At 62.2% G+C, this 25,278-nt stretch carries 31 protein-coding genes; 20 read left to right on the top strand and 11 right to left on the bottom strand.

Features of this window, described 5'->3' with window-relative positions; genetic code table 11:
* The first annotated feature begins 36 nt into the window (after window positions 1–36).
* Genes Q3Y53_RS02090 through Q3Y53_RS02080 form a run of 3 tightly spaced genes read left to right on the top strand, consistent with a single transcriptional unit; the run spans window position 37 to window position 3,373 of the window.
* Complete coding sequence (locus Q3Y53_RS02090; protein WP_303532753.1) at window positions 37–1,512, top strand: circularly permuted type 2 ATP-grasp protein; 1,476 nt, start codon at window positions 37–39, stop codon at window positions 1,510–1,512.
* Window positions 1,506–2,501, top strand: coding sequence for an alpha-E domain-containing protein (locus Q3Y53_RS02085; RefSeq protein ID WP_226424651.1), 996 nt, complete (start codon window positions 1,506–1,508; stop codon window positions 2,499–2,501). Before Q3Y53_RS02090 ends, Q3Y53_RS02085 begins: the two co-directional genes overlap by 7 nt.
* Window positions 2,474–3,373, top strand: a complete 900-nt coding sequence (locus Q3Y53_RS02080) for a transglutaminase family protein (protein ID WP_303532293.1) — start codon at window positions 2,474–2,476, stop codon at window positions 3,371–3,373. Before Q3Y53_RS02085 ends, Q3Y53_RS02080 begins: the two co-directional genes overlap by 28 nt.
* Here the strand turns inward: Q3Y53_RS02080 and Q3Y53_RS02075 are convergent.
* The 3 genes from Q3Y53_RS02075 to Q3Y53_RS02065 form a co-directional block, all read right to left on the bottom strand.
* A complete protein-coding gene (locus tag Q3Y53_RS02075) occupies window positions 3,361–3,852 on the bottom strand; it encodes a redox protein (protein WP_226401098.1) in 492 nt (163 codons plus the stop codon). The two genes, Q3Y53_RS02080 and Q3Y53_RS02075, sit on opposite strands and share 13 nt — an antisense overlap.
* Before the next feature lie 79 nt (window positions 3,853–3,931).
* Window positions 3,932–4,975 (bottom strand): GTP 3',8-cyclase MoaA, encoded by a 1,044-nt coding sequence (locus Q3Y53_RS02070; RefSeq protein ID WP_303532289.1) that lies wholly within the window; start codon window positions 4,973–4,975, stop codon window positions 3,932–3,934.
* Window positions 4,972–5,505 (bottom strand): molybdenum cofactor guanylyltransferase, encoded by a 534-nt coding sequence (locus Q3Y53_RS02065; protein ID WP_303532286.1) that lies wholly within the window; start codon window positions 5,503–5,505, stop codon window positions 4,972–4,974. The genes Q3Y53_RS02070 and Q3Y53_RS02065 overlap by 4 nt, the downstream gene beginning before the upstream one ends.
* Here Q3Y53_RS02065 and Q3Y53_RS02060 point away from each other — a divergent pair.
* The 3 genes from Q3Y53_RS02060 (at window position 5,504) to Q3Y53_RS02050 (ending at window position 9,686) form a co-directional block, all read left to right on the top strand.
* Window positions 5,504–5,752, top strand: a complete 249-nt coding sequence (locus Q3Y53_RS02060; protein WP_303532285.1) for a hypothetical protein — start codon at window positions 5,504–5,506, stop codon at window positions 5,750–5,752. The two genes, Q3Y53_RS02065 and Q3Y53_RS02060, sit on opposite strands and share 2 nt — an antisense overlap.
* A 78-nt stretch (window positions 5,753–5,830) precedes the next feature.
* Window positions 5,831–7,372, top strand: coding sequence for a NarK family nitrate/nitrite MFS transporter (locus tag Q3Y53_RS02055; RefSeq protein ID WP_226424654.1), 1,542 nt, complete (start codon window positions 5,831–5,833; stop codon window positions 7,370–7,372).
* 82 nt (window positions 7,373–7,454) lie between these two features.
* Window positions 7,455–9,686, top strand: a complete 2,232-nt coding sequence (locus Q3Y53_RS02050) for a nitrate reductase (protein ID WP_303532282.1) — start codon at window positions 7,455–7,457, stop codon at window positions 9,684–9,686.
* On the opposite strand, the gene Q3Y53_RS02045 is transcribed toward Q3Y53_RS02050, so the two are convergent.
* Window positions 9,667–10,134, bottom strand: a complete 468-nt coding sequence (locus Q3Y53_RS02045) for a nitrate reductase associated protein (protein WP_226424656.1) — start codon at window positions 10,132–10,134, stop codon at window positions 9,667–9,669. The two genes, Q3Y53_RS02050 and Q3Y53_RS02045, sit on opposite strands and share 20 nt — an antisense overlap.
* Window positions 10,135–10,412: 278 nt before the next feature.
* Here Q3Y53_RS02045 and Q3Y53_RS02040 point away from each other — a divergent pair, with 278 nt between their 5' ends.
* The 4 genes from Q3Y53_RS02040 to Q3Y53_RS02025 are packed head-to-tail and all read left to right on the top strand — an operon-like array spanning window position 10,413 to window position 13,156.
* Window positions 10,413–10,724, top strand: coding sequence for a hypothetical protein (locus Q3Y53_RS02040; RefSeq protein WP_226424657.1), 312 nt, complete (start codon window positions 10,413–10,415; stop codon window positions 10,722–10,724).
* A gap of 26 nt (window positions 10,725–10,750) precedes the next feature.
* Complete coding sequence (locus Q3Y53_RS02035) at window positions 10,751–11,449, top strand: carbonic anhydrase (protein WP_303532277.1); 699 nt, start codon at window positions 10,751–10,753, stop codon at window positions 11,447–11,449.
* On the top strand, window positions 11,446–11,922 hold the full coding sequence (gene moaC, locus Q3Y53_RS02030) for a cyclic pyranopterin monophosphate synthase MoaC (protein ID WP_303532274.1): 477 nt from the start codon (window positions 11,446–11,448) through the stop codon (window positions 11,920–11,922). Before Q3Y53_RS02035 ends, moaC begins: the two co-directional genes overlap by 4 nt.
* On the top strand, window positions 11,906–13,156 hold the full coding sequence (locus Q3Y53_RS02025) for a molybdopterin molybdotransferase MoeA (protein WP_303532271.1): 1,251 nt from the start codon (window positions 11,906–11,908) through the stop codon (window positions 13,154–13,156). The genes moaC and Q3Y53_RS02025 overlap by 17 nt, the downstream gene beginning before the upstream one ends.
* Here the strand turns inward: Q3Y53_RS02025 and Q3Y53_RS02020 are convergent.
* Window positions 13,153–13,950 (bottom strand): hypothetical protein, encoded by a 798-nt coding sequence (locus Q3Y53_RS02020; protein WP_303532268.1) that lies wholly within the window; start codon window positions 13,948–13,950, stop codon window positions 13,153–13,155. The two genes, Q3Y53_RS02025 and Q3Y53_RS02020, sit on opposite strands and share 4 nt — an antisense overlap.
* A gap of 59 nt (window positions 13,951–14,009) precedes the next feature.
* Between Q3Y53_RS02020 and Q3Y53_RS02015 the strand changes: the two genes are divergently transcribed.
* Entirely contained in the window at window positions 14,010–14,873 is an 864-nt protein-coding gene (locus Q3Y53_RS02015; protein WP_303532265.1) for an NAD-dependent epimerase/dehydratase family protein, read from the top strand.
* Here the strand turns inward: Q3Y53_RS02015 and Q3Y53_RS02010 are convergent.
* Both Q3Y53_RS02010 and Q3Y53_RS02005 read right to left on the bottom strand, forming a co-directional pair.
* Window positions 14,837–15,265, bottom strand: coding sequence for a molybdenum cofactor biosynthesis protein MoaE (locus Q3Y53_RS02010; RefSeq protein ID WP_226424663.1), 429 nt, complete (start codon window positions 15,263–15,265; stop codon window positions 14,837–14,839). The genes Q3Y53_RS02015 and Q3Y53_RS02010 overlap by 37 nt on opposite strands.
* Before the next feature lie 3 nt (window positions 15,266–15,268).
* Entirely contained in the window at window positions 15,269–15,505 is a 237-nt protein-coding gene (locus tag Q3Y53_RS02005; RefSeq protein WP_226424664.1) for a MoaD/ThiS family protein, read from the bottom strand.
* A gap of 45 nt (window positions 15,506–15,550) precedes the next feature.
* On the opposite strand from Q3Y53_RS02005, the gene moaB reads away from it, so the two are divergent.
* The gene (gene moaB / locus Q3Y53_RS02000; RefSeq protein ID WP_226424665.1) at window positions 15,551–16,048 is read left to right on the top strand and encodes a molybdenum cofactor biosynthesis protein B; all 498 of its coding nucleotides are present in this window, start codon (window positions 15,551–15,553) and stop codon (window positions 16,046–16,048) included.
* 11 nt (window positions 16,049–16,059) lie between these two features.
* Here the strand turns inward: moaB and cobA are convergent, their stop codons facing one another.
* Together cobA and Q3Y53_RS01990 are read right to left on the bottom strand one after the other, a co-directional pair.
* Window positions 16,060–16,848: a uroporphyrinogen-III C-methyltransferase gene (gene cobA / locus Q3Y53_RS01995; protein WP_303532261.1), complete on the bottom strand. Its 789-nt coding sequence runs from the start codon at window positions 16,846–16,848 to the stop codon at window positions 16,060–16,062.
* Complete coding sequence (locus Q3Y53_RS01990) at window positions 16,845–17,507, bottom strand: DNA mismatch repair protein MutS (protein ID WP_303532259.1); 663 nt, start codon at window positions 17,505–17,507, stop codon at window positions 16,845–16,847. Before Q3Y53_RS01990 ends, cobA begins: the two co-directional genes overlap by 4 nt.
* A gap of 27 nt (window positions 17,508–17,534) precedes the next feature.
* Here Q3Y53_RS01990 and Q3Y53_RS01985 point away from each other — a divergent pair, with 27 nt between their 5' ends.
* The 5 genes from Q3Y53_RS01985 (at window position 17,535) to Q3Y53_RS01965 (ending at window position 21,475) form a co-directional block, all read left to right on the top strand.
* Window positions 17,535–17,819 (top strand): hypothetical protein, encoded by a 285-nt coding sequence (locus Q3Y53_RS01985; RefSeq protein WP_303532257.1) that lies wholly within the window; start codon window positions 17,535–17,537, stop codon window positions 17,817–17,819.
* 257 nt (window positions 17,820–18,076) lie between these two features.
* Window positions 18,077–19,618: a ferredoxin--nitrite reductase gene (locus Q3Y53_RS01980; RefSeq protein WP_226424669.1), complete on the top strand. Its 1,542-nt coding sequence runs from the start codon at window positions 18,077–18,079 to the stop codon at window positions 19,616–19,618.
* A 27-nt stretch (window positions 19,619–19,645) separates the two neighbouring features.
* Complete coding sequence (locus tag Q3Y53_RS01975) at window positions 19,646–19,822, top strand: ferredoxin--nitrite reductase (RefSeq protein ID WP_226424670.1); 177 nt, start codon at window positions 19,646–19,648, stop codon at window positions 19,820–19,822.
* A 35-nt stretch (window positions 19,823–19,857) separates the two neighbouring features.
* Window positions 19,858–20,745 carry a formate/nitrite transporter family protein gene (locus Q3Y53_RS01970; protein ID WP_115081352.1) on the top strand — a complete coding sequence of 296 codons (888 nt, stop codon included), beginning with the start codon at window positions 19,858–19,860 and terminating at the stop codon, window positions 20,743–20,745.
* Window positions 20,746–20,752: 7 nt separating this feature from the next.
* Window positions 20,753–21,475 carry a HEAT repeat domain-containing protein gene (locus Q3Y53_RS01965; protein WP_226425024.1) on the top strand — a complete coding sequence of 241 codons (723 nt, stop codon included), beginning with the start codon at window positions 20,753–20,755 and terminating at the stop codon, window positions 21,473–21,475.
* A gap of 53 nt (window positions 21,476–21,528) precedes the next feature.
* Here the strand turns inward: Q3Y53_RS01965 and cynS are convergent, their stop codons facing one another.
* Window positions 21,529–22,014, bottom strand: coding sequence for a cyanase (gene cynS / locus Q3Y53_RS01960; protein ID WP_226424672.1), 486 nt, complete (start codon window positions 22,012–22,014; stop codon window positions 21,529–21,531).
* Window positions 22,015–22,209: 195 nt separating this feature from the next.
* Here cynS and Q3Y53_RS01955 point away from each other — a divergent pair, with 195 nt between their 5' ends.
* Window positions 22,210–22,380 carry a cyanate hydratase gene (locus Q3Y53_RS01955; RefSeq protein WP_226424673.1) on the top strand — a complete coding sequence of 57 codons (171 nt, stop codon included), beginning with the start codon at window positions 22,210–22,212 and terminating at the stop codon, window positions 22,378–22,380.
* A 72-nt stretch (window positions 22,381–22,452) separates the two neighbouring features.
* On the top strand, window positions 22,453–23,523 hold the full coding sequence (locus tag Q3Y53_RS01950; RefSeq protein ID WP_303532244.1) for an anthranilate phosphoribosyltransferase family protein: 1,071 nt from the start codon (window positions 22,453–22,455) through the stop codon (window positions 23,521–23,523).
* Here the strand turns inward: Q3Y53_RS01950 and Q3Y53_RS01945 are convergent.
* Window positions 23,484–23,951: a GNAT family N-acetyltransferase gene (locus Q3Y53_RS01945; RefSeq protein ID WP_226424675.1), complete on the bottom strand. Its 468-nt coding sequence runs from the start codon at window positions 23,949–23,951 to the stop codon at window positions 23,484–23,486. The two genes, Q3Y53_RS01950 and Q3Y53_RS01945, sit on opposite strands and share 40 nt — an antisense overlap.
* Here Q3Y53_RS01945 and Q3Y53_RS01940 point away from each other — a divergent pair.
* Window positions 23,950–25,239, top strand: a complete 1,290-nt coding sequence (locus Q3Y53_RS01940; RefSeq protein WP_303532241.1) for an MFS transporter — start codon at window positions 23,950–23,952, stop codon at window positions 25,237–25,239. The genes Q3Y53_RS01945 and Q3Y53_RS01940 overlap by 2 nt on opposite strands.
* Window positions 25,240–25,278 lie beyond the last annotated feature (39 nt).

Below are 25,278 nucleotides of genomic sequence, written 5' to 3'. Positions count from 1 at the left end.
GCGACGCCTTGGATGACTTGCGTCCAGACCATCGAAATGTTCACCGACTACAAACCCACGGTCGGCTTCGACGAATATTTCTGCAGTGAAACGGCGAGGCCTCGCGAAGATCTGGCCACGCTGCTTGCATCGCTGGGGCAGATGGGGTTGCCCGAACTGAACCGAAGCCATGCCTCCGCCAGCCAGCTGCTGCGTCGCCTCGGTGCCACCTTCCGCCTGAACGATTCTGGCCTCAAGGGCAGTGAACGGATTCTTCCTTTCGATCCCTTGCCCCGACTGATCGGCCGCAGCGACTGGATCAACCTGGAGCGGGGACTGCTGCAACGCCTGGAAGCCATCGACTGCTTCCTCGCCGACATCTACGGCCCCCAGCAGATCCTCAACGACGGTGTGATCCCGCGGGAAGACGTGGAAAGTTCCTCCGGCTGGCGACCTCAGATGCAGGGCATCAGCCTGCCCCTCAACCGCTGGTGCCACATCTCCGGACTCGACCTGATCCGCGACGGTAATGGCACCTGGCGTGTCCTGGAAGACAACCTGCGCTGTCCGTCGGGGGTGGCCTATTTCCTCGAGAATCGTCGGGTAATGAAACGGTTGTTCCCTGGCCTGTTCGAGGGCCGTGCCGTTCAACCGATCGACGCCTATCCCTCCCATCTGCTGCGCACCCTTCAGGACCTGGCGCCCTGGAGTGATAGTCCCCGCGTAGCAATCCTGACGCCCGGGGTGTTCAACAGCGCCTATTTCGAGCACAGCTATCTGGCCCAGCAGATGGGCATTGCACTGATTGAGGGACGCGACCTGGTGTGCGAAGACGGCCGGGTGTGGATGCGCAGCACCAACGGCCTCAAGCCCGTGGATGTGATCTACCGCCGCATCGACGACGATTTTCTCGATCCCACCGTGTTCCGCCAGGACTCAATGCTGGGGGTTCCGGGCCTAATCGACGTGCTGCGGCAAGGACGGGTCGCCATCGCCAATGCCCCTGGCACCGGCGTCGCCGACGACAAGCTGATCTACGCCCACGTGCCGGCGATGATCCGCTACTACCTCGATGAGGATCCGATCATCGAGAACGTTCCCACCTATCTCTGTGCCCGGCCGGACGACCAGCGCTATGTGCTTGAACACCTCGAGCAGCTGGTGGTGAAGTCGGTGGCGGAAGCCGGAGGTTACGGAATGCTGATCGGCCCCCAGGCCAGCCGATCGGAGCTGGCGGACTTCGACACGAAGATCCGTGCGAATCCCCGCAACTTCATCGCGCAGCCCACACTGCAGCTCTCCACCGTGCCATCCCTCAGTGACGGTGAGCTCTACCCCTGCCACGTGGATCTGCGCCCCTATGTGCTGCGCGGCGCAAGCAACTGGGTGAGCCCAGGGGGGCTGACGCGGGTGGCCCTGAAGCGCGGCTCGCTGGTGGTGAATTCGTCCCAGGGGGGCGGCTGCAAGGACACCTGGATCGTCGACGACCAACGAATAGCAGCACCGCAGCCCCAGGAGGCTGTGCCGTGTTGAGCCGTGTTGCTGATTCGCTGTATTGGATCAACCGCTATCTGGAACGCGCCGAAAACATCTCGCGCTTTCTGGAAGTCAGTGAAGCGATGGCGCTGGACTGTCCTCCGGGCAGCGCCGAACCGTGGCTGCCGCTGGTGGAGGTAACGGGGGATCGCCACCGCTTCGATACGACCTATCCCGATGCGACGCCCAAACAGGTGGTGCGCTTCCTGCTGCTGGACCGCAGCAATCCCAACAGCATCGTGAGTTGCATTGCGATGGCCCGGGAAAACGCGCGGCAGATCAGGGATGTGATCACCACGGAGATGTGGGAGCAGATCAATGATCTGCACTGGAGCCTGCAGGACGACGAAGACATCTGGCGGGAACAGGTGCAGGAGCAACTGCGGATCATTCGGCGTGGCTGCCAGCTCGTTTACGGGATCACCGACACCACCCTGAGCCGTGATCTGAGCTGGCTGTTCAGTCAGCTGGGACGTTTGATCGAACGCGCCGACAAAACGTCGCGCATCCTCGACGTCAAATACTTCCTACTGCTGCCCTCCCCCGAGGAGGTGGGCGGCGTGCTGGATGAACTGCAGTGGATCACCCTGCTGCGCACAGCAGGCGCCTATCAGATGTACCGCCAGAGCGTGCAGCAAGCCATCAGCCCGGCGTCCGTGGCCCGCTTTTTGCTGCTGGATCCGAGCTTTCCTCGTTCGGTTCGGTATTGCCTCCAGGGCATCAGCAACACCTTGCAACAGATCCAGCAGCACCCGAGCCAAGACACGCCGGATGACCTCGACTGCTTGCGCGGACAGCTCCTGGCCCGCTGGAGCTACGTGCGGATCGACAACCTGATCGAAGCCGGTCTGCATGAAGCCATTGACCAACTTCAGCAGGACCTCAACCAACTCCACAGCCTGATCCAGACCCGCTACTTCACCAGCGCCGACCTCCGTTCCATCCCCACCGATCCCGCATGCGCGCTCTCATCGTTCACCGCCTGACGTATCGGTATGACGCCGCGGTTGTCCTGGGGGAGCACCGCCTCTGCCTGAGGCCTCGCGGGCAGGGGTTCCAGACCCTGCTGGAGCATCAACTCAGCGTGCTGCCTGAACCGGAACAATGTCGGGAACTAGTGGCCGCCAGCGGCGACGAAATCCAACGGCTCCGTTTTCTCGGCAGTACCGATGAACTCGTCTTTGAGGCTCGCAGCTTGGTAGAGACCCGACCGGCACCTCCGCTAGAGAGCTGCTTCAACGGACTCGAACCACCCTTGCCATACCCGCAAGGCCAGCTCAACAGCGATCTGCAGGGGGCCTTAGAAGGCTGGTTACCCAATGGCCAGCACGAACCTGCAGCCATCGATCTAACTCAAGAAGCCCTGATGGGCAGCAACCAGCAGACCCTGGCCTTTCTGAAGCAACTGATTGAACTGATTCAAGAGCGGGTGAAATACACCCAACGCCATGTGGGGCCGGCCTGGCCCGCGGGCCGAACCCTGCGCGAGCGGATCGGCTCCTGCCGTGATCTGGCGATGCTGATGGTGGCCTGCTGCCGCGTGGTGGGTCTTCCCGCCCGCTTCGTGAGCGGCTATCAACTGCAGCAACCTCCACCGAAGGACTACGACCTGCATGCCTGGGCGGAGGTCTACCTGCCCGGAGCGGGATGGCGCGGCTTTGACCCCAGTGCCGGGATGGAAGTCAACGATCGCTATGTGGTGCTTGCCACCTCATCCAAGCCGGAACTCACCGCAGCCGTGAGCGGCAGCTTCAGTGGTCCCCTTGGAACAAGCAGTGAACTGAATTGGCAAATTCAGATCAATGAAGAAAAATCCGGAACGAAACCCCCCTCACGCAACCTGGTTCAGGCCGCCTGAAGCAGAGGTTCCACCCCATGCAACTGGGGCTTCGGAGCCGAGCTCAGGGTGGCTGCCATCAAGGCCGGAATCTCAGCGCTGTTGTAGACGCGAAATTCCTGCACCAGAGAAGCGCCTTCCTCACGAACCGCCTGGTTCAAAACGACGGAACCATCGGGATCGGAGATCGAGCGGTGGAAGGTGCCGGGGGGGATACGAAGGATGTCACCACCGCTCTCGAGCCGAACGATGTGGAATGGCTTTTCCCATGCCAGATTCACCAAGAAGAAGGTTCTGCCGCCACTGGCCGCAAGCAGATTGTCTTCCTGATGGGGATGCAAATAAAACTGCCAGGCTCCGCTCTCAGGATCATTGGGGGGCGACACCGCCGGGCCGCTGTGAATCACCAGGTCGCGCGCATTCGAGGTGTCCACGGTGACGTCGAAAAAACGAACCGACGGGGTGTCGCGAAAGCGCTCGTAAGCCAGCAGTTCAAACATGTCGATGGATCCTTTTGGATCCTTCAGCTGCCCCGTTGTACCGGGAGCATCACGCAAAAACGGTGACGATCACGACGGTTCAGCCCCCCAGGTACGCCATTTCCGCATGGGTTGACGCAGCGGCGGCTGGATCACGCTCCTCGCTGTAGCGGTCTTGGCGCCGCTGCCAGAGCTGCCGCATGGCCTGCTCAAGCTGAAGCTCCGACGCGAGCGCGGGCTTGAGATCCGTGCCATCAGCCGAGAACAAACAGGTGAACGCCTGCCCATCGGCGGTGACACGCAACCTGTTGCAATCGCCGCAGAACGGCTCACTGATGGAGGCGATCACACCGATGGATCCTGCGCCATCGCCATAGCTCCAACGTCGGGCCGTCCCACCCCGCGGACGACCCATAGGTTCAAGGGGCCAACGGGCATGAATACGCTCCAGCATCTGCGCCGCCGGCAGCACCTGGTCCAGCGTCCACTGGTTGCGGTTGCCCACATCCATATATTCGATCAAGCGCAGCTCTATCCCCTGCAGCCGCGCCAAACCGGCCAAGGGCAGCAGCTGATCGTCATTGATCCCCCGTTGGATCACAGCATTGAGCTTGAGCTCACCGAAGGAGGGGTCAAAACCAGCGACCCGTGCCGCCGCGATGCCGTCCTGCACTTGGCGCACCAGGCGATCCCCAGCCACGGCGCCACCCTGCAGACCAGCCATGCGCGCCGCTGCCTCCCCTTCCGCTGCATCGAGGCTGATGGTGATGCGATCCAGCCCCGCGGCACGCAACGCCCGCGCCATCGGTTCCGATAACAGCACCCCGTTGCTGGTGAGCGCCACCGACTGAAGACCGGCGATCGGATCCGAACAATCCCGCCGGGCCTGCGCCACCGCCTCCAGCAAAGGCAACAAGCGCCGGCTCAACAACGGCTCTCCACCGGTGAGCCGCAGTGTCTGTGCCCCCAGACGCGCGGCCACACGAATGACGCGCAGCTGCTGCTCAAGCGTGAGCAGACCAGGGGGCTCCTCCACATCCGGACAGCAGTACGGACAGGCGAGATTGCAACGGGCCGTGAGCGACAGCCGCAGCACCCCGATGGGCCGGTTGAAACGATCTACGAGCGGCAGCGGAGTGCTCATTCCTCCAACGCTGCCAGATCTGCAGGGCAGTTGGCATTCAACAAAGCTTCTGCAGGCAAGCGCACCGTCTGATGGGGAACGCGGGTCAACCAGTCCATCCAGCGCAACTCTCCGCGTTGGAGTTGCTGATCGAGGCAGGAGCGGAAGGGAGAACCTGAGGGGATCACCGCCAGCAAGGGCTGCAGCCGCTGCCCGTCATGGGCCACCGCTGCTTGCTCCGGGGCACGACTCCAGGCTGCGATCAGCTGCTGGACAACGGCGGTGCGCAAAAGCGGCATGTCCACCGGCAGCACCAGCAAGGCCTCGCCGGGCATCGGAGACAGCACCTTGGCCAACGCCTGCAAGGGGCCATTCCAGGGAGGGAGCTCCAGCAGCACGGAACATCCGGGCCGGTGGGACAGCAGCTCTGCGTGCGCGGCATGGCGACTCAACACCTGCACCGGATGGCCGAGGGGCAGCAGCTGGTCGACCAGGGCCGTGAGCCAGACACCGCCAGAGGGATGCGGCAACAGCGCCTTGTCACGCCCCATGCGACGGCTGCTTCCGCCACTGAGCAAACAAACGCGCAAGCCTTGGTTCACATCGCCGACCAACAATCTGCACCAGCGAAGTCCAACAGCCCGCAAAAGTTATAACCGCTACCAAATCATTGCGGCACAAGAACATCTGATCCAATCAATCAGCCCCGTTGATGTTTGCTCCGGTACAGAAAAACAGAAATTGGTAACCAATCTGACCAAACGTGGGCCCGACGAATTGATTAACTGCGCGGGTTAAACGGATTCTTTTTTCGACCGTTTTGCCATCCCCGGGCACCTTTCCTTTTGAAGCCCGAGGTTCCTTTTCTTCTCCTCAATGCTTGGCGACCTTTGGTCGTTCCAGGGCAGGTACCGAACCCTTCACCTGACCTGGATCGCCTTCTTCCTGACCTTCGTGGTCTGGTTCAACCTGGCCCCTCTGGCCACCACCGTGAAAGCGGACCTGGGACTGACCGTTGGTCAGATCCGCACCGTGGCCATCTGCAACGTGGCCCTCACCATTCCGGCGCGCGTGCTGATCGGCATGCTGCTGGACAAATTCGGACCCCGGATCACCTACTCCTCGATTCTGGTGTTCTCGGCGATTCCCTGCCTGCTGTTTGCCTCCGCTCAGGACTTCAACCAGCTGGTGGTGGCCCGTCTGCTGCTCTCCATCGTTGGCGCCGGCTTCGTGATCGGCATCCGCATGGTGGCCGAGTGGTTCCCGCCCAAGGAAATCGGCCTGGCTGAAGGCATCTACGGCGGCTGGGGCAACTTCGGCTCCGCCTTCTCAGCCCTCACCATGGTGGCCCTCGCTGGCTTCCTCTCCTTCTCAGGTGGCTTCGAACTGCCCACCGGCGCCGTACTGAACTGGCGCGGTGCCATCGCTCTGACCGGCATCGTCTCCGCTGCCTACGGCTTCTTCTACTTCTTCAACGTCACCGACACCCCCCCCGGCAAGACGTATCAGCGCCCTGCCAAGACCGCAGGTCTGGAAGTCACCTCCATGCGCGACTTCTGGGGTCTGCTGGGCATGAACGTGCCCTTCGCAGCCATTCTCTGCGTGCTCTGCTGGCGCCTCTCCAAGGTTGGCTTCCTCACCGCTGCCACCTATCCCCTGGCCCTCGGTGCCGTCGCCGTCTGGTTTGCCTTCCAAACCTGGGGAATCATCCGCACCAACCGCGACCTGATCCTGGGCAACAAGGTCTACCCCAAGGAAGACCGCTACGAGTTCCGCCAGGTGGCGATCCTCGAGCTCACCTACATCGTGAACTTCGGCTCCGAACTGGCCGTGGTTTCGATGCTTCCCACCTTCTTTGAAACCACCTTCGACCTGCCGAAGGCCACCGCCGGAATCCTGGCGTCCTGCTTCGCTTTTGTGAACCTGGTCGCCCGCCCTGCCGGTGGTCTGATCTCCGACCGCGTCGGCAGCCGCAAGAACACCATGGGCTTCCTCACGGCCGGTCTCGGCGTGGGCTACCTGGTGATGAGCATGATCAAGCCGGGCACCTTCACCGGCACCACCGGCATTGCCGTTGCCGTGGTGATCACCATGCTCGCCTCCTTCTTCGTGCAGTCCGGTGAAGGCGCCACCTTCGCGCTGGTGCCCCTGGTCAAACGTCGCGTCACCGGTCAGGTGGCCGGCCTGGTGGGTGCCTACGGCAACGTTGGCGCTGTGACTTACCTGACCATCTTCAGCCTCCTGCCGATGTGGATGGGCGGCGGCGGCGAACCCACCCCCGAGGTGATCGCGGCTTCCAACAGTGCCTTCTTCCAGATCCTGGGCGTGGCTGGTCTGATCGTTGCCTTCTTCTGCTTCTTCTTCCTGAAGGAGCCCAAGGGGTCCTTTGCAGATCTGCACGAAGGCGAAACCGCCTGATCCATCTCCCTCCGCAGCACCCTGTCGCTGCACAACGACCCGGAGCTTCGGCTCCGGGTTTTGTTCTTTTTTTGGTTCTTGCATGGCCAACTCACCCCGCAGCGTGCGGAGCCAGTGCCCCTACTGCGGCGTGGGTTGTGGCCTCGAGCTCTTGCCTCCTGCCGTGAAGGGTGAGGCCGTAAAGCGGGATGCTGAGGGCAATCCAATGTGGACCGCCCGCGGCGACCGCGAGCACCCCTCCAGCCTTGGCCAGGTCTGCATCAAGGGCGCCACCGTCGGCGAAACCCTGGCCCCAGGCCGCCTGCGCCAACCCCTGTTCCGCCAGACCCTCGAGGACGACTTCACGCCGATCAGCTGGGACGACGCCCTCAACAAAATCACCGGTCAGATCCAGGCGAGCGTGGCCCGGCGCGGCAACGCCGATGGCATTGCCATGTATGGCTCCGGTCAGTTCCACACCGAGGATTACTACCTGGCCCAGAAACTGCTGAAAGGCGCCCTGGGCACCAACAATTTCGACGCCAACTCGAGGCTGTGCATGAGCTCAGCGGTGGCGGGCTACACCCGCAGCCTGGGCTCCGATGGTCCCCCCTGCAGCTATGAGGACCTCGACCACTGCACGGTGGCGTTTCTGATCGGCACCAATACGGCGGAATGCCACCCGGTGCTGTTCCAGCGGCTGCTGAAGCGAAAACGCAAAAACCCCGGCAGCGTCAAGATTGTGGTGGTGGATCCACGCCGCACTGATACCGCTAAAGCCGCCGATATCCACCTGCCGATTGCACCGGGAAGCGACCTGGCCCTGCTGCACGGCATCGCCCACCTCGTACTGCGAGAAAACGGCCAGGAGCCGGCCTTCATCGACGATCACACCGAGAATTACGACGCCTTTTTTGACGTCGCCGCCCGCTGGACTCCAAGGCGGGTGGCTCTGTTCTGCAACATCCCCGAAAAACGCCTGCGGGAAGTGGCAGCTCTATTCCACCGGCGCGAGAAGGTGCTCAGCCTTTGGTCGATGGGGGTGAACCAACGCCGTGAAGGAACGGCCGTGGTGCAAGGGTTGATCAACCTGCATCTGCTCACCGGCCAGATCGGCAAGGAAGGAGCAGGCCCGTTTTCCCTCACCGGCCAACCCAATGCCATGGGCGGACGCGAGGCCGGAGGCTTGGCCCACCTCCTGCCGGGCTACCGCCTGGTGACCAACGCGGAGCACCGCGCCGAGGTGGAACAGGCCTGGCAGCTGCCGGCAGGACGGATCAACGCCAATCCCGGATTGGCGGCCTGGCAACAGATCGAAGCCATGGAACAGGGAGCGCTGGATCTGTGGTGGGTGGCAGCCACCAACCCCCTGGTCAGCCTCCCGGATCTCGACCGGGTGAAGTCAGCCATGAACAAGTGCCCGCTGGTGGTGGTGAGCGAGGCCTACGCCGACTCGGAAACGTCCCACTACGCCCACCTGCTTTTGCCCGCAGCCCAGTGGAGCGAAAAAGCAGGCGCCATGACCAATTCCGAACGGCGGGTGACCTACTGCCCGGCCTATCGACGCCGCTTCGGCGAGAGCCGTCCCGACTGGGAGGTGTTTGCCGACGTGGGCCGCCGCCTGGGCTACACCGAGCAGTTCAGCTTCGATTCAGCGGCTGAGGTGTACGCCGAATTCACAGCTCTCACCCGAGGCAGGCTTTGCGATGTGAGCGGCCTGAGCCATGGGCTGCTGGAAGGCGAAGGACCGCAGCAATGGCCCTATCCCAGCGGCAGCACACCCACCACAGCAGCCAAACGCCTCTACGAAAACCATCAGTTCGCCACCCCCAACAAACGCGCCCGCTTCAGCGCCGATCAACCACTCGGACTGGCGGAACCTCCCTGCGAGACCTATCCGCTGGTGCTGACGGTGGGCCGCTACCTGGGCCAATGGCACACGATGACCCGCACCGGCAAGGTGGAGCGGCTGATGAAACAGCATCCCGAGCCACTGCTGGAGATACACCCCGGTGATGCTCAGGAGTTGAAACTGCGCAACGGCGAACTGGCGGCAATCAGCTCACGCCGCGGCCACCTCACCGCCACCGTGAAGGTCACCGATCGCATTCGGCGTGGTTCGGTCTTCCTGCCGATGCACTGGGGATTCACCCAGGAGAAGGCCTGCGAAGCGAACACCCTGATGCATGACGAGGCCTGCCCAGTATCAAAGCAACCGGAACTCAAAGCCTGCGCGGTGATCGTGGCTCCGGCCGTCTCAGTGGTGAAGCCCGTTGAACAGCAGAAAGGAAGGCTGGAGGCCCTGCGCCGGCTGCTCACACCAGCACTTCGCTGAAGGCTGCTTCGAGGTTGTGGTGATCGTGCCCCGGCCGGGCCAACTTGCACAACGCAAAGCGATCCAGCTCACTGAGCTGGATCCATTGCTCCAGGGTCAGCACCACACCCCGCGCTGTGGCGGCCTCCTGCACCACAGCGGGCAGCTCCGCCTGCTGTTGCCAGAGCGCACCGCTCACCGGTGGCAGATCCTTGGCCATGCCATCGGCCATGGGGCGCGTGCAATCGCGCAGGTGTTGGCGAAGCTGCTCGAGAGCATCAGCTGCATCCGGCCAATCCACCAAGGCTTGACGTTGCTCCTGGGAGAGTTGAAGCCAGTGGTTGAGCTTTAACTTCACCCCACAGAGATCCAATTTGCGTCGCACACACAGGGGGATGCAGCGCCAGTTACCGATGAAATCCTGCTCAAAGGCAAAGCAATGGCTGGCGGAATGACGACGGCTGGACATCAACCAAAGCCTTGATCGGTGTCAATGATGACAACGAAAGACCATGAAAACAGAGATGTTTACCTCGATACAAATGTTGGTCTGTGCGCTTCGCCCTCTCCCTTGGAATGTTGCTGGGAATGTCCCATGGATGGGTCACAGCTGAAGCACTCCAACAGCAGCCCATGCAGGGCTTTGATCCCATAAAAACTGTTAATTCCGCTACACAATTCAGCGCGTTTAGTAGTCGTTCACACCAATTCTTTCCATACTGAAGCTCTTTTCAAAGAGTTCCTGCCGTGACCAGCAGCATCTCGTCCGCTTCCGGCCGCAGCCCCATCACCCTGGCCGCCGGCTTCCTGGGTGCCTTCATCGTTGGTTCCCTTGCCGTGCAACTGGTGCGCAGCCAGACGGCCTCCATTCAGGCCGGCGCTACTGGCGTCGAGCCGGTGATCGCCGGTCCTGCCGCTCTCTGGGCTCCCTTGGCCGAGCGCGATATCGCCAGCGCCAACACAGCCGCAACCGCCCAACCCGCTGCTGCCATCCAGCCCGCTGTGGAGCCTGTTGTGGGTTCCGAAGCCACCCTCTGGGCACCCTTCGGCGAGCGCTGATCACACGGCCTAAATAAGGTGGCGGCATGGGGATTCAGCGCCGTCACTTCCTCCAGCGAACGGGCGGTCTGGCTTTGGCCGCCCTGATGCAAGCGCGCCCCGTTGAGGCAGCAGAGGAGCGGTTCTGCACCCCGAATGATCCACTCCAGGCCCTGATAGCGGGGAACCGCCGGTTCGCCGAGGCCTGGCGCCAGGCTGAGCAAGACGAAGGAACGACGCACCGAACGGCGGATCCGGACCCGCGCTGCTTCAACTCACCCAAGGCTTTGGCCACCAGCCAACATCCCTGGGCCACCGTGCTCACCTGCTCTGATTCACGGGTGTCGCCGAGCTGGGTGTTCGACACCACCCCTGGCGAGCTGTTCGTGATCCGCAATGCCGGCAACAGCGCCTTCGATGAAGCGATGGCGTCGGTGGAGTACGGCGTCAGCGTTCTCAAGACGCCACTGCTGATGGTGATGGGACACAGCGGCTGCGGAGCCGTCACGGCGGCGATGGACGCCAATCCGCTGACCCCTTCACTGGACCGTCTGATCCAACCCATCCGGAAGAACATCAACGGCAGCAGCGATCTCGAGGAAGCCGTGAAGCGCAATGCCCTCGCCAGCGCCTCCACGTTGATTCAACGCAGCGCCGTTCTGGCCGATGCCAAAGCCAGCGGTGCGCTGAAACTGGTGGTGGGTTATTTCCAACTCAGCAGCGGTGTTGTCACCTTGATCGAATGACGCAAAACCTGAGTCATCTGAACCAGCAAGGCGAGGTTCACATGGTGGACGTGGGGGACCGTCCGGCCACCAACCGCGAGGCCCATGCACGAGGGGCCATTCGCATGGAAGCCTCAACCCTCAGCATGATCCAGCGGGGCGAGACACCAAAAGGAGATCTTCTCGCAGTCGCCCGGGTGGCGGCGATTCAGGCGGCCAAACACACCTGGGAGCTGATTCCCCTTTGCCATCCCCTGCCACTCAGTGGCATGGATGTGACGATCGACGCCGACGCCTCCCTGCCTGGCCTGGTCGTCCACTGCCGTTGCCGTACCACAGGCCAGACCGGGGTGGAAATGGAAGCGATGACGGCGGTGTCCGTGGGGTTGCTGACCCTTTACGACATGCTCAAAGCGGTCGATCCAGCCATGACGATCGAGGCGATCCAGCTGGAGTTCAAAGAAGGAGGGCGGAACGGTGTCTGGAAACGCTGAGCCCTACGGACGCGAAGGGCTCCCCCTGGGCGAGGCACGTCAACGGGTTCTGACGGCGCTCCAGCCGATCACTACCAGCAGCACGGTGCCCCTGCAGCAGGCCCTCGGCCGGGTGAGCACAGCAGCTGTGCTGGCCAGTGCGGCCGTTCCGGGATTCCGAGCCTCAATCATGGACGGCTACGCCCTCGGGCAAAGCCACCAGCCCAAACTTGGGGAGACCTGGCAGCTGAAGGGACGTTCCGCCGCTGGCCAGCCCTTCAACGGGACCCTGGACAACGGCGATGCGATTCGAATCCTCACCGGCGCTCCACTTCCAGACGGTGCCGGCTGGGTGCTGCCCCAAGAGCTCATCACCGTGGAAGGCACCAGCCTCCAACTGACGGAAGAGGCATCGGATCGTCCGTGGATTCGCCCCGAGGATGAGGAATGCCAGCCGGGGGACCTGCTACTGGCCGCTGGAGAACGCCTGGGTGCCGCCGATCTCGCACGCCTCGCTGGCTGCGGCATCGCCGACCTAACCGTTGCGCAGCAACCCCGCATCGGGCTGCTGATCAGCGGAGACGAACTAGTACCGCCCGGAACAGCGCGGCACCCCGGTGCCATCTGGGAGAGCAACGGCACGCTTCTGGAGACGATGCTCCGGGCCCTCGGGCAATCGGTGACCCAGCGAAGGGTGGTGGCCGATCAACCCGACGCACTGCGGCAGGCCCTCCTTGATCTGGCCCATGACTGCGATGTGGTGGTGAGCACCGGCGGCGTCTCCGCCGGCGACACCGATTGGATCCGACCGCTGGTGGCGGAGCTGGGTGCCGTGGACTTCTGGAAACTATTTCTGCGCCCAGGTCGCCCCTTCGCCTTCGGCATCATCGGTGAGGGCGTGCCATTTTTCGGACTGCCGGGCAATCCCGTGGCGGCGGCGGTCACTGCCCTGCAACTGCTCTGGCCCGCCCTGCAGGTCCTGGAAGGGCAAAGCGAACCGGAGCTGTTCCCCCGGGTGATGGTGGAACTCGCCGACCCGTTGTCCCGCCGACCGGGACGACCGGAACTGGCACGGGCCCGCCTCGACACCAACGCCGCAGGAACGCTGCTGGCACGGGTGGATGGCTCGCAGGCCTCGTCCCGGATCGGTTCCCTGCAACACGCCGATCTGCTGCTGGAACTACCAGCGGAAGCCGGCCCGCTCGAAAGCGGCACCCGTCTCTGGGCCCAGGTGATTCGTCAGCGGATTTTCTAAGCCGGATCAGGCTGAAAGCAGTGGCGCTCCCAGGCCATGAGCTGGCCCGATGAATCGAAATGGATGCTGATCTGCTGAAACAGGGCAGCGCCGAGACGGCCACCGATCTCGAGGCTGAAGGGCTCACTGGGGAGCTCACTGGGCACCGAGAACACCAAGCCGTCGGGCATCACAGCTGAGCAGTCGTTGTGCAACAGCTGGCTTGGATCGAACACCAGCGGAGTGGCGTCCTCAGCCTGGCCGTTCACCCCCGCCTGCGGCCTGAGCATCTGCCGCTCACCGCTCCATCCCTGCAGCGGCGCCAGCAGGGCCTCGGGTGTCCCGCATGCGGGACGGTCGGGTTCGCGATCGGTGCTGTTCAAGCAACGGAAACCCACCGCCCCAACACGCTGCAAACGCCAGCCGCCGTCAAGCGGTTCCCAGAGCAGCACCAGCATCGAGCGGGAACGACCGCAGAACAGGTTGATCTCATGGCCGAAGCGGGGACGATCGGGATCAAGCCCCAGGCTGGACTGACCTCCTGCCCCGGGAAACTGCCAGCAGCCTCCACCAGCGTTGTAGGTGGCTCGACTGATGGGATAGGTGGCCTGCCCCCCGGGAGCAAAGGCCAAACCCGAACCATCCCACACCCCGTGGTCGTCATCGGAAAAGGAAATCACGTAGGTGGTGGGGTGGATCCGACGGGTCGGACGCTGGAGATCCAACCGACCGCTGCCATCCCTCTCAAACCAATGGCCACAGCCCTGCCAATGACCGGCGAAATTGCGGCGGTTGAGGGTCCATTGATCGGTCATGTCAGTGACGGCATGGAACGGTCGATCTCCTTAGGGTCGCGCCAACAGCCATCCCCGCCATGGACCTGACGATCGTTGGCTGCGGCTATGTGGGGCTCGCCCTGGCGGAGCGGCTGCAACCGAGACGGCCCCAGCTGAAGCTGACGCTGACCACCACAAGCAGCGAACGGCTGGAGCAACTCAATCCCCTGGCGGACCGGGTGCAGATCTGCGATGCCACTGACCCCACCCAGCTGTTGGACGCCCTGAGACAAAGCAACAGCGCCGTGTTCTGCCTCGGGCCCAAGGGAGATCGCCAGGTGGATGCCAACGGCTACCGCCACACCTTCGTCGACAGCTTCCGCTGCCTGACGTCGCTGTTGCCACAACTGCCGGAACTGCGGCAGATCGTCTACACGGGCAGTTGCTCGGTGTACGGCGATGCCGAGGGGAACTGGGTGGATGAGCAAACGCCACCCGAGCCAGGTCGGGGCCATGGCGATGTTCTGCTGGAAGGCGAACAACTGCTCAAGGGCATCGGCAACCGGCGGGTGTGCATCCTGCGCCTTGGGGCGCTGTATGGCCCTGGCCGCGATCTCGAGCGACGCCTGCGTGGGCTCGCCGGACTGGAACGCCCTGGAAGCGGAGCGACTTACAGCAACTGGCTGCATGTGGCGGATGCCGCCGGTGCCCTGGAGGCAGCACTCGATGCCGAATGGACCGGCGTAGTGAATGTGGTCAACGACGAGCCAATTCGGCTGCGTGATTTGGTGGGTCGCAGCCTGCAGCGCCAGGGTCTGGCCCCCGTGCGCTGGCTTGGGCAGGACGAACCGGGTTCAGGGGGCCGGCGGATTCGCAACACCCGGCTCAAACAGTTGGGCTACCAACTGCAGCACCCGAGCCTTGATCAGAGCGGCGTGTTCGCCGCCAGCCAGGTGCCCTGACCAGCGCACCACTCCCGCTTCCAAAACGGGGCCTGGTGCTTGAGTTGCTCCAACAACGCGGCCGAGCAGCGCTGCGCCGCCCCACGACGATCGGCCTGCACCGCCACCAGCACGATCGGCTCACCAGGGAGGAGTCGGCCCACCCGATGCAACACCAAAATTGGCCCCGCCCGGTGCTCCTGCTGCAGACCCTGTGCCATGGCCGTGATCTGACGTTCGCAGAGGCCGGGGAAGTGCTCCAGCTCCAGCGCCTCCAGAGGCCGGCCATCCATCGTGGTGGGACGCACCCGACCAATGAAGATCGCCGCAGCCGCCGCAGCCCCACTCCAAAGCGCAAGCTGCTGCCAAGGATCAAAGGGATCCGGGCACACCTCCACACGGCAACCGGTCACGCTTCAACCCCCTGTGAACGGTGGAAGAAAGGCCAGCTCATCTCCGGCCTGCAACGGCTGATTCGCACCAACCAACTCCTGATTCACGGCAATGCTGATGCACTCGAGCGGGCCAAGATCCAACTGATTCCAGACCTCACGGGCCGTCGAGACCCCTGGCGTGAACGGGAGGAAACGCTCGGACCAACCGGCGCGTTCGCGCAGGGAAGCGAACAGCAGCACCTTCAGCACCACGTCCATGGCAGCTGGAGCGGTTCTAGCGTCCGAAGGCTCCGCCGCTGTGCCATGGGCCTGTCCATCGCCCTGCTCACCATCTCCGACACACGCACTTTGGCGGACGACAGCAGCGGAGATCAGCTGCAGCGCAGCCTTGAAGCCGCCGACCATCGGCTTCACGAGCGACAACTCTGCCCGGATGATCGCTATCAAATCCGCCGTGAACTGAGCCGCTGGATCGCCGATCCTGCGGTTGATGTGGTGATCACCAGCGGAGGCACCGGTCTCACCGGCCGAGATGGAACCCCCGAAGCGGTGGCACCACTGCTGGACAAAAGAATCGAAGGATTCGGGGAACTGTTCCGCGTGCTCTCCTTCGAGAGCATCGGCACCAGCACCCTGCAAAGCCGCTGCCTTGCCGGCGTGGCCAACGGCACCTTTGTGTTTGTGCTGCCGGGATCTCTGGATGCGGTGACCACGGCTTGGGACCGACTCATCCGTGCTCAACTCGATGCCGACACCCAACCTTGCAACCTGGCCCAGCTCCGGGCTCGCTTGAAGGAATAAAGCGGGGATGGTCAGAACGGAATCGGCATCGTGACCGCTGCCGGCGTGGGCATGCAGGCTTCAACCTGCTGATCAATCACCTCTCCCACCACAACAATCGAGGGTGACTTGAAGGCTTCGGCTCGGCATTGATCGGCAACGTCAACCAGGGTTGCCTTGAGGCAGCGTTGCCCCGCCACCGTGCCCTGCTGGATCACCGCCACAGGGGTTGTCGCAGCCAAACCGCCCGCCATCAGTTCCTCTGCGATCCGGGGCAGGTTGTGCAGCCCCATGTAGATCACCAATCCGTCACTGGCCGCGGCCAGGGCACGCCAATCCACGGAAGGACGGCGCTTGTCGATTTCCTCGTGTCCGGTGACGAAGGTCACCGATGACCCCGCCCGCCGGTGGGTGACGGGAATTCCGGCGTAGGCAGGGGCGGCAATGCCAGCGGTGACGCCAGGCACTACCTGAACAGGGATGTTCCGCTCCGCCAGGTAAGCCGCCTCTTCGCCTCCACGGCCGAAGAGGAAGGGATCACCCCCCTTCAAGCGCACCACCGTGCTGTGCTTCTGAGCCATTTCAACGAGCACGGCATTGGTGCTTGGTTGTGGCACCGAATGATGTCCACGACGCTTGCCAACAAAACGGCGTTCGCAGGCTGCCGGCACAAGATCCAGCACTTCCTCGGGCACCAGCGAGTCGTACACCAGGGCATCGCACTGGCTCAGCAGACGATGCGCCTTCAGCGTGAGCAATTCGGGATCGCCGGGACCGGCTCCCACCAGATAAACGGTTCCGGTTTGTTCAGCGGTGGTCACGGCAGGGAAACAAGCAGATCGATCAGGGCCTGACGGGTGGGGGGATGCTCCAGGAGAGGAGGCAATCCACCAGCTTCGCTCAACGCCTCCGTCATGCGGTTCGGCGCGAGGGTTAATGGAAGTGGCCGGGCCCTGGGGTGGCGCTGCTGGAACTCGGGCCACGCGTCAAAGGCAACCAATGGCAAGCCCAGGCGAGACGCCAGCATCGCGAGGAAGCGATCCGCCACTCCCGGGCGCAGGGGGTGGTGCACCAGCACGGCATCAGCGCGATCAGACGCCGGAAGTGCTGCAAGCACAGCGTTCCACCAGATGATCCAAGAGCCCAGAAAGGGAAGCAAACGCACACTGGCTCCGGCTCCACGAAGCCTGTTCCGAATCGCCGGCACGTCCGTTCGGGCATGCGCCCCAGGCAATAGCAGCAACGGAACAAGCCAAGAAGATTGGGGAAGCGCCGACACGGGTTGTTCAGCCGTTAACACCTCCAGCTGCACAGGCGCTGATCGCCGCGGGGCCAGGAGATCGGGCAGGGAGGCCAAACAGTCCGGAACGATGCCGCCACTGCGGCCATGCACCACCAAATGCAACCCATGCCGCCGCCCATCGGAAGCGTCATTCCGTAGCAATGGCCACGGATCGATGACCGCACCAGCTGATGTCATCGGTTCGTTGTGAACGTTGGATGAGTCATGGCACCCCGCCGTAGTTTTGATCGTGCCCCATTGGACAGCCGCTCCTACCGGGAGCCGCTGCACGGACGCATTGAGCGGTACGACCGGTACGACGTCCGAGACGACCGGTACAGCCGGGGATACGAGCCCAGGGAGACCCGTTATGACCGGTATGACCGACGCTTCGACAGCCCCGCTGGACCCTCCGAGCTCGACCAAGACTTCGCTGCGATGAAGCGCGTTTGGCAGATGCTCCGGGCCGGAGCGGTGCGCATGGTTGGCGAAATCGGACGCCAATACTGAGGCCGAAGCAGGCTGCCTTTTACGGCCTCACGGGAACCCCCAGATGTAGCCGGCATTACAAATCAGACAGAACAAAGCCCTGACATCGATCAACACCAAAAGTGTTTTCTTTGTTACGGACCAGGGCTGCCGTCGCAGTGTTTATTCAGTCAACCCAACGCTCCCCTTCGTTTTGAAGCGTTGTCGGTCTTCGGGCCATCTCGATTGATTCGCGCCTCATCTTTGAGCAATCAATCCGCCCACTCGTTAATCGACTTATGACCATTAGCTCTCCCTCCAGGCCTTACCTGGATGGCAAGAAGCTCAACAAGATCGAGCAGAACAAGGCGGCCAAAGATGGCCTGTTGGTCGGCAGCGAAATCGAAAAATTCGCCGAGCTTGGCTGGGAGCAGGTGGATGAAACCGACCTTCAGCTGCGTTTGAAGTGGTATGGCATGTTCTGGCGCCCGAAAACGCCAGGCAAGTTCATGCTCCGGCTGCGGGTGCCCAATGGCGTGCTCTCGGCCGATCAGCTACGGGTGGTTGGCTCCATCGTTGAGCGCTACGGCGAAAACGGCAGCTGTGACATCACGACGCGTCAGAACCTGCAACTGCGCGGCGTGCTGCTGGGCGACCTACCCGAAATCCTCAAGCGGCTGAAGGAAGCCGGCCTAAGCACGATCCAATCCGGCTTCGACAACCCTCGCAACGTCACCGGAAACCCCATCGCCGGCATCGATCCCAACGAGATCGTCGACACGCGGCATTACACCACCGAGCTGCAGAACTTCCTCACCAACAACTGCCAGGGCAACCCGGAGTATTCCAACCTGCCCCGCAAATGGAACACCGCCGTTGCCGGCGCGAAGGACAACTTCCTGCTCCACAACGACATCGTTTTTCATCCCGTGGAACGCGATGGGTTGATGGGGTTTGGTGTGTGGATCGGCGGTGTTCTGTCATCGCAGATGAACGCCTATGCCGTTCCCCTGAACGCCTGGGTGAAACCAGACGAAATCTGCAAGATGACCGACGCCGTGATCCGGCTCTGGCGGGACAACGGTGAGCGCGACAAGCGCCCCAAAGGCCGCTTCCGCCTCTACCTGGATCAAGTGGGCCACGACGTGTTCCGCAGCCAGGTTGAAGAACTCTTCGGTCCGTTGACCCCCGATCCTGGGTCCGTGTTCAACACCACGCCCCGCTCCCACTACGGCTTCCATCCCCAGAAACAGGAAGGGCTCTCCTACGCAGGTCTTCACGTTCCTGTTGGTCGCCTGACCGCCCAGGATCTGCAGGATCTCGCAACCACCAGCCTCAATTACGGCAGTGGGGAAGTGCGTCTCACGGAAGACCAGAACGTCATCCTCGTGGGGCTTCCCAACGACAAGCTCGAGGCTTTAAAGGCTGATGCCCTGGTGCAGCGCTTCCCACTGGAGCCCGGTCACATCTCCGCAGGAACGGTGTCCTGCACCGGCAACACTTACTGCGGTTTTGCCCTCACCAACACCAAGGACCAAGCCCTGGAAGCGGCCAAGCAACTCGACCAAGAGCTCAATCTTCCTGAGGAGCTGAAGATCCACTGGACCGGCTGCCCCAACACCTGCGGCCAGGCCTACATGGGTGCCATCGGCCTCACCGGCACCAAGGCCAAAAACAGTGAAGGCGTGATGGGCGAGGGCTACACGATGACCATCGGTGGGTCCCAAGGTGCCAACCCGAGCATCGGCGAAATCCACCGCAAAGCCATCCCTGCCGATGAGATCAAAGCCGCTCTCAAAGAGGTCTTGATCGACAAGTTCGGGGCCACCCCGAAGGCCTGATCGCTGCGGTCGCCGTGACGCTTCCTTTTGAAGTCACGGCTCCCCGCATCGACCACCCCCCTCACCGTCATGGCCAACCGCAACGACGTGTTCTCTCGTTTCGTCAACTGGCTCAGCGCCAGTGGTCGCGACGGAGCCGCCATCAACCGTCAGGGCGGCAGCCCTGATCTGTTCTCCCGCCTGATGAACCGCATCAGCGGTTGACATCAAAACCTTCGTCCAACTCTCAATCTCATCCGATGGACTACGTCCTCCCCAATGAGCTTGTCGACGGCATGATTGCCGCCGGCGGCAAAAAATCAACGGTCAGCGTGAAAAACCTGCTGATCCGTGGCTTTTACTCCGGAGCCATTCTCGGCCTGGCAGTGATCCTGGCCCTCACCGTGGGCATCACCGTCAAAGCCCCCTTCGTGGGCTCACTGCTCTTCCCCTTCGGCTTCGCCAGCATCGTGCTGTTCGGCATGGAGCTGGTAACCGGCAACTTCGCTCTGCTGCCGATGGCCACCTGGGCTGGCAAAAGCACCTGGGGTGCCACCTTCCGCAACTGGGTCTGGGTGTGGATCGGCAACTGGATCGGCACCGCCGTTGTGGCCGTGATCATGGCCATCAGCCTTACCAGCGGCACTATGGACGGCGCTGCTGACAACGTCGGCCCACCGATCTGGGATGCCGTGGCTCAGAAGATCATGGCCCTCAATCAAATCAACGTTGAGAAGAAGTACGAGGCCCTGGGAAGCATGGGCTTCTTCCTCGCCTTCCTGCGCGGACTGGTGGCCAACTGGTTGGTTTGCCTGGGCGTGACCATGGCTCTGGTGAGCAAGAGCGTTCCCGGCAAGATCCTGGCCTGCTGGCTTCCGATCACCGCCTTCCAATCGATGGGCATGGAGCACATCGTGGTGAACCAGTTCCTGCACACCGCCGGCCCGATCCTCGGTTCAGGCGTCCCCTTCACCAAGGTGATCTTCTGGAACTTCCTGCCTGTCACCCTCGGCAACATCGTTGGCGGCATGGTGTTCATCGGCATGCTCTTTTACAGCACCCACCGCACTCCGATGGAGAACGTGCTGCCGACCGAGCACGATGAAAAGCTGGAGCGTGAGCTCGCTGCTGAATTGGGTGCCCGCTGATCCATCCATGAACGAGGAAGCCGTTCTCTGGGAACGGCTCGCCCGATCACGACGCGCTCCATTGGAGCCTTCTTGGCTGGGGGAGGTCTACTCCCCCAGCCTTTCTGTTGATCTGCGACGAGCCCTCTGCGAAAAACTGGGGATGCAAGCCGAGCGCGGCTGGCCCGTGATTCAAGAACTCCTCGCTAGCCATGGGGTTCTGCCCGATTTAGTGATGGCAGCAGGGCTATGCCACCAGAGTGAGGCCCGAGATTGGTTGTTGGCTCAACTCGAGCAAACTTCGGACGATGAGGACGCCAATCTGATGGTGGTTCAGGCTCTGGCTTGCTGGGGCGCCGAAGTTCCGCAATCCGTGGTGGTGAATTGCCTGCATCACCCAGGCCAACTGCACCGACTGGCCGGCCTGCAACTGCTCAGCTTCCGGTCCCACTGCCTTGACGACGATGAACTGCTGCAGTTCTGCCAAGAGGTGTTGAATGATTTTCGCGATCCAGTCGTTGTGGCGGCCATTCGGGTTCTGCAACGCCGCGATGGCGCGTTGATCAGCGAAAAGCTGGCAGACCTGTGTCGCAACGGTTCACTGCCTGTTGCCGAGGCCGCGTTCCGCGCGCTCGGTTGTATCGCCACACCTGCCAGTCAGCGTTGTCTTCTGGAGTTGAGCCAGGACCTGAATGACGAAAATCGACGCAAGATGGCCAGCACCCAACTAAGCCAACAGTTCCGCCAATAAAAAGGCCCCGCTGTTGCGGGGCCATGATGCCCTCAATCAAGGCATTTGGTTGTTCACCACTTTTTGTAAGGCAGGAACTTGCCGCACATGGTGATTTTGACGCGATCACCCTTAGGATCCTCCACTTTGTCGACATCAAGCGTGAAGTCGATCGCGCTCATGATGCCGTCACCAAAATGTTCCTGAATAACATCTTTCAGAGGCATTCCATAGACCTGCATGATCTCGTAGAAGCGATAGATCAAGGGATCAGTGGGAATCACAGGATCGAGGCTTCCCTTGGTGGGGAACTCCTGCAAAGCGGCGGTGATGGCCGGATCAAGGGAGAGCAGCTCAGCCAGCTTTTCAGCCTCTTCCTTGGAGGCCGTGGCTTGTCCATAGAACAAGGAAGCAATCCAGACCTCATCGAGGCCCATGGCCGACTCCAGATCGGCAAAGCTCATTCCCTTGGCTTTCTTGGCGGCCATCAAGGTCGCGGTGACGGTCTCCTGAGAAGGAGCTGACAACGACGGGGTCGAAGGAACAGCTGAAACAGTCATGATTGAACGAAAAGTTGTTATGGCCGCTTCAAAAACAGCGTTCCAAGCTGGAACGTCTCAGCAGCAAAGAAACTGTTGCGCAAACGCAGGCTTAACAATGAAGCATCAGCTACAAAACAACAGCCTATTTTGAAGCAACAAGCACAGCAAACAGACCCATGATGCGGGTCAAATTAGTTAGAGAAGAAATTTGAAATGAGCCAATTTTTCCAATCCATGGCAACCCTGCTTCAGGCGCAATTCCTTCCTCCAATAACAGCGCCCCAACTGATCCTGGAACGGCTCTATTACGCCGAAGGACGCCACCACCCTGAGCATCCACGTCATGGCAGCTTCGAAGGGTTATCACGGCTGAGCAGGCCCTGAGCTTTCGTAGCAATTGCTACCCCTGCCGGGTGAGTCGCTCCTGAAGACTGGCCACAGCTTGAGGCCGGACCTTTGACGAGCGCAGTTCTCTCCGGCCGCGACCGCTTCAAGCAGCACCTGCGCAAGGTGGGAAGCGGCGAACACACCAGCAAAGGGATGAGTCGCGAGGAAGCGGCTGATGCCATGGAGCTGATGCTGCAGGGCGAAGCGACGCCCGCACAGATCGGCGCCTTCCTGATTGCCCATCGCATCCGACGACCCGAGCCCCAGGAACTCACGGGGATGCTCGACACCTACCGAACCCACGGACCGGTGCTGCAATCCACCGCTGGCAGTCGAACACCGCTCTGTTTCGGCATGCCCTATGACGGGCGCACGCGCACAGCGCCGATATACCCGCTCACCGCGCTGGTGCTGCTGGCCTGTGGTCAGCCGGTGGTTCTGCAGGGCGGTGACCGGATGCCGATCAAATACGGCGTCACCGCTATTGACCTGTTCCGCCTTCTCAATCTCGACCTCACAGGTCTGCCGATCAGCGCCGTTGCAGAGGGGTTCCAGCAGAACGGCTTCGCCCTAATCCACCAACCGGATCACTTCTCCATCGCGGAAACCCTGATCGGCTACCGCGAGGAACTGGGCAAGCGTCCCCCGGTTGCCAGCCTGGAACTCCTCTGGACACCCCATCAAGGCGACCATCTTCTCGTGAGTGGCTTTGTCCACCCACCAACAGAAGCCCGCGCCTGGGAAGCCCTGAAGCAAGCCGGAGAAACCGATGTCCTCACCGTGAAAGGGTTGGAAGGAGGAACCGACCTGCCCATCGGCAGGGCCTGCATCACGGCCCGGGTGCGGAACGGCGAAGCGGAACGATTGATCCTGCACCCCCGGGACCATGGCTGTCACGACGCCGATGTGGAATGGACTGACGACAACACCTGGGCCGATCAGGCGCGAAACGCACTGCAGCACAAAGGCCCTCTTTGCGACGCCGTGCGCTGGAACGCCGGCGCCTATCTGTGGTTCTCCGGCTGCTGTGAATCCCTGGAACAAGGCATTCAACGGGCAGCGTCTGCTCTGCAAACGGGCCAGGCCCAAGCCATGCTCGATCAACTCTGCGCTTGGCGGAGCAGCTTGACCATCCGATAGCGCTCGAACGGAACGCCTCCAATCAGGATCGTCTCCGGCGTTTCCACACACCAGCCACGTCGCTCCAGCAACGGTCGGCTGAACTGGCTGGCCTCCGTTCGCAGATGCCGGACGCCGGACGCCAGCGCATCCGCCTCAATCCGGTTCAGAAGCGCACTGCCATGCCCCCGCCTCGACGCACAACCACGGCAATAGAGCAGCGACAAACGATCTTCGGGATGGCGGATCGCAAACGCTGAACCATCGGTGGTGAGCCATCCCGAGCCTTCCCGAAAACTCGCGTCGAGCACGCCAGGCAACCAAGCCAGGGCCGCCCAAGCCCTGACTTGTTCATCTGAATAAAGGAGGGGAGCCTGCGATTCGATCGCATCGGCATAGATCTCCCGCAACAGCGGTTGATCCTCCGGAGCAATCGGACGCAAAGCCATGGCAGCCGCCTGTTGGAATGTGAGTCTCTCCTGCGTGGCAGCAAGCTTGCAGCGTCCTCGGATTCCCACACTGCTCAGCGCGTTTCTCACGCTGCTTAACGACCGGCTCAGCGAAAGCATTGTTTTTCCGCTGTTGCCCTTTCTCCTCGCCCAGTTCGCCCCAGACGGACGAACCCTGGGTTTGTTGGCGGGAAGCTATGCCCTCGCTCAGTTCCTGGTCACCCCATTGATCGGCGCGCTGAGTGATCGGTACGGCCGCCGCCCCGTGATCAGCATCTGCGTCGCAGGATCCGTGGTGGGACTCGGCCTGTTTGCAGTGACGGTTTCACTGCCTTGGCCCAGCCAAAGCCTGCTTCCCCTGTTGCTGCTGTTCGCAGCTCGGATCATTGACGGCATCAGTGGCGGTACGGCAGCGACGGCCAGCGCCGTGCTGGCGGACATCACTCCTCCCGACAAGCGGGCCCGTGCCTTCGGCTTGATCGGCGTGGCCTTTGGCTTGGGGTTCATCCTTGGGCCCTTCGTTGGCGGGCAACTGGCCCAGGTGGCGGTGTCCCTTCCCGTTTGGGTGGCCACAGGCTTCGCTGCTCTCAACCTCTTGGTGGTGCTCAATCTGCTGCCGGAAACCCATCCTCAGGACTCGCGCAAAAGCCTGCCCAGAAAACGCGACCTAAATCCTTTTGCACGACTCAGCCAGGTGCTGATGAACCCCAGCGTGGGGCGACTGTGCGGAGCCTTTTTCCTGTTCTTTCTGGCCTTCAACGGGTTCACCGCCATCCTGGTGCTCTATTTCAAGCAACGCTTCGGCTGGGGCCCTGAACTGGCCACCACAGCGTTCCTTGTCGTGGGGGTCGTCGCCACCGTGGTCCAAGGAGGGCTAATCGGGCCCCTGGTGAAACGGTTTGGTGAATGGCGTCTGACCTTGCTGGGCCTGGGCCTGGTGATCATTGGATGCCTGCTGATCCCGAGCGTCGGTGCATCCGATCGGGCCGGCGCGATCTTCACAGCCGTCGGCATCCTGGCCCTGGGCACCGGCCTGGTCACACCAAGCCTGCGCAGCCTGGTGTCACGGCGCCTAGGTCGGGAGGGGCAAGGCAGCGCCCTCGGCAGCCTTCAGGCCCTGCAGAGTTTGGGCAGTTTTCTCGGTCCACCCTTGGCGGGATTGAGCTACGACCTTCTGGGTCCAGTGAGCCCCTTTGCCGCAGCGGCAACCGTGTTGGTGATCGTGATCGGCCTAGTGGCCGGCAGCCCTCTGCCGGACATCTCCGACACACAACCAAGCCAGTCCTGATTGCTACGTTTCGGCTAACGACACCAGCGCCGAGACGTT

This window comes from Synechococcus sp. YX-04-1, from assembly GCF_030546365.1.
GTDB lineage: Bacteria > Cyanobacteriota > Cyanobacteriia > PCC-6307 > Cyanobiaceae > Parasynechococcus.
Note: the sequence above shows the minus strand (reverse complement) of the source record. Positions and strands in the feature narration are given on the sequence as shown.

Bases quoted from the DNA above. Each gene is read 5' to 3' on its own strand.
- Q3Y53_RS02090 (WP_303532753.1), top strand. From the start codon at position 37: ATGTTCACCGACTACAAACCCACGGTCGGCTTCGACGAATATTTCTGC.
- Q3Y53_RS02080 (WP_303532293.1), top strand. From the start codon at position 2,474: ATGCGCGCTCTCATCGTTCACCGCCTGACGTATCGGTATGACGCCGCG.
- Q3Y53_RS02075 (WP_226401098.1), bottom strand. From the start codon at position 3,852: ATGTTTGAACTGCTGGCTTACGAGCGCTTTCGCGACACCCCGTCGGTT.
- Q3Y53_RS02070 (WP_303532289.1), bottom strand. From the start codon at position 4,975: ATGAGCACTCCGCTGCCGCTCGTAGATCGTTTCAACCGGCCCATCGGG.
- Q3Y53_RS02060 (WP_303532285.1), top strand. From the start codon at position 5,504: ATGCGACGGCTGCTTCCGCCACTGAGCAAACAAACGCGCAAGCCTTGG.
- Q3Y53_RS02065 (WP_303532286.1), bottom strand. From the start codon at position 5,505: ATGGGGCGTGACAAGGCGCTGTTGCCGCATCCCTCTGGCGGTGTCTGG.
- Q3Y53_RS02055 (WP_226424654.1), top strand. From the start codon at position 5,831: ATGCTTGGCGACCTTTGGTCGTTCCAGGGCAGGTACCGAACCCTTCAC.
- Q3Y53_RS02050 (WP_303532282.1), top strand. From the start codon at position 7,455: ATGGCCAACTCACCCCGCAGCGTGCGGAGCCAGTGCCCCTACTGCGGC.
- Q3Y53_RS02045 (WP_226424656.1), bottom strand. From the start codon at position 10,134: ATGTCCAGCCGTCGTCATTCCGCCAGCCATTGCTTTGCCTTTGAGCAG.
- Q3Y53_RS02035 (WP_303532277.1), top strand. From the start codon at position 10,751: ATGGGGATTCAGCGCCGTCACTTCCTCCAGCGAACGGGCGGTCTGGCT.
- moaC (WP_303532274.1), top strand. From the start codon at position 11,446: ATGACGCAAAACCTGAGTCATCTGAACCAGCAAGGCGAGGTTCACATG.
- Q3Y53_RS02020 (WP_303532268.1), bottom strand. From the start codon at position 13,950: ATGACCGATCAATGGACCCTCAACCGCCGCAATTTCGCCGGTCATTGG.
- Q3Y53_RS02015 (WP_303532265.1), top strand. From the start codon at position 14,010: ATGGACCTGACGATCGTTGGCTGCGGCTATGTGGGGCTCGCCCTGGCG.
- Q3Y53_RS02005 (WP_226424664.1), bottom strand. From the start codon at position 15,505: ATGGACGTGGTGCTGAAGGTGCTGCTGTTCGCTTCCCTGCGCGAACGC.
- moaB (WP_226424665.1), top strand. From the start codon at position 15,551: ATGGGCCTGTCCATCGCCCTGCTCACCATCTCCGACACACGCACTTTG.
- Q3Y53_RS01990 (WP_303532259.1), bottom strand. From the start codon at position 17,507: ATGACATCAGCTGGTGCGGTCATCGATCCGTGGCCATTGCTACGGAAT.
- Q3Y53_RS01985 (WP_303532257.1), top strand. From the start codon at position 17,535: ATGGCACCCCGCCGTAGTTTTGATCGTGCCCCATTGGACAGCCGCTCC.
- Q3Y53_RS01980 (WP_226424669.1), top strand. From the start codon at position 18,077: ATGACCATTAGCTCTCCCTCCAGGCCTTACCTGGATGGCAAGAAGCTC.
- Q3Y53_RS01970 (WP_115081352.1), top strand. From the start codon at position 19,858: ATGGACTACGTCCTCCCCAATGAGCTTGTCGACGGCATGATTGCCGCC.
- Q3Y53_RS01965 (WP_226425024.1), top strand. From the start codon at position 20,753: ATGAACGAGGAAGCCGTTCTCTGGGAACGGCTCGCCCGATCACGACGC.
- cynS (WP_226424672.1), bottom strand. From the start codon at position 22,014: ATGACTGTTTCAGCTGTTCCTTCGACCCCGTCGTTGTCAGCTCCTTCT.
- Q3Y53_RS01955 (WP_226424673.1), top strand. From the start codon at position 22,210: ATGAGCCAATTTTTCCAATCCATGGCAACCCTGCTTCAGGCGCAATTC.
- Q3Y53_RS01940 (WP_303532241.1), top strand. From the start codon at position 23,950: ATGGCAGCCGCCTGTTGGAATGTGAGTCTCTCCTGCGTGGCAGCAAGC.
- Q3Y53_RS01945 (WP_226424675.1), bottom strand. From the start codon at position 23,951: ATGGCTTTGCGTCCGATTGCTCCGGAGGATCAACCGCTGTTGCGGGAG.